The 1,254-nt window shown below is 40.0% G+C and carries 1 protein-coding gene; it reads right to left on the reverse strand.

All coding sequences use genetic code 11. The annotated features are described in order from the left end of the window. Window positions 1-29: 29 nt before the first annotated feature. Window positions 30-1,186, reverse strand: a protein-coding gene (locus tag EYW48_RS21140) for an IS3-like element ISVa4 family transposase (protein ID WP_088721186.1) whose coding sequence is annotated in 2 segments (ribosomal slippage) — window positions 30-925 and window positions 925-1,186 — 1,158 coding nt in all. Because the reading frame shifts where the segments join, the coding sequence is not laid out codon by codon here. Between the last annotated feature and the right edge of the window lie 68 nt (window positions 1,187-1,254).

Genomic DNA, 1,254 nt, shown 5'->3' on the forward strand with positions numbered 1-1,254 from the left:
TGTAATGATCCAGCTTTTTTGGAGAGTTTTTAAGCCACTTTTTGCATTTGTTGGTATTTTTCATTTGGCGTTAAATAATCAATCCCACTATGACTTCGTTTATAGTTGTAAAAACGAATGTAGCTCTCTACCTCCATTACGATTGACTGATGATTGATAAAGCTTAATTCGTTTAAACGCTCTGATTTTAAAGAACGAAAAAAACGTTCCATCACAGCATTATCCCAACAACACCCTCGTTTACTCATGCTTTGTGTAATATTTAGCACTTGTAATCTATGCCTATAAGCTCGTGAGCTAAAGTGACATCCTTGATCTGAGTGCAACAGTAATTGAGTTGTGTCGGCTCGTCGTTTTTGGATGGCATTGTCTAATGCGGCCAAAGTTAAATTGGTATCAGGGGAGCGTGACAACGAATATCCGACCACCTCTTTCGTTGCTAGATCTAATACGCATGCCAAGTAACTCCAACCTTGATGGGAACGAATATAGGTCACATCCGTCACCCAATGAGTATTGTGAGTTTCGGGGGTAAACTGCCTTTTCAATATATTAGGTGCATAGATACTTTCTTCACCAACCTCGTTGTAACGATGTCTTTTTTTCGGATACTTAACTGGTATTTCAATGGCTTTCATCAGTCTCGATACTTTTGCTAAACCTATCTTTACATCACTTTTTACCAGTTCTCGGTGTATTCGGCGCTTGCCATAAGTAAAATCAGAATCCTCTGCAATACGGTAAATTCTATCGTGCAGGGTGGTCTCATCAGAGCATACAACTCTCGTATAGTAAAAACAGCTGCTGGCGACGCCAAGCACTCGGCAAAGTTCAGAGATAGTGAATGTTGGGTGCGCCTTCTTCAATTTTCTGACAACGTCAGGCTTTACTGACTTTGTATGAACAAGGCGCTGGCTTTTTTTAATATATCGATGTCTCTTTTGGCTCTAGCAAGTTGTTTTTCCAACTCTTGTATACGTTGCTGCTCTGGTGTTAATGCCACTCTATTAGTGGGTGTCATGCCTAACATTTCTTCTTTATATTGGCGCTTCCAGCGCACTACAGCTGATGAACAAGCACCACTGATATCTTGTATCTGTTGATTGGTGTAACCATCTTCAACCATCATCTTGGCATATTCAAGCTTCTGTTGAGGGGTGATTTGCACTCGTAGTTTTGGTGACATATCAGATTCCTTATAAGTAGTGATAATTATAAGGCTTAAATACCATCCAAGTTAACCGTACCATTACA

The sequence above is a fragment of the Vibrio sp. 1180_3 genome, from assembly GCF_029478545.1.
In the GTDB taxonomy this organism is placed as follows: Bacteria; Pseudomonadota; Gammaproteobacteria; order Enterobacterales; family Vibrionaceae; genus Vibrio; species Vibrio aestuarianus.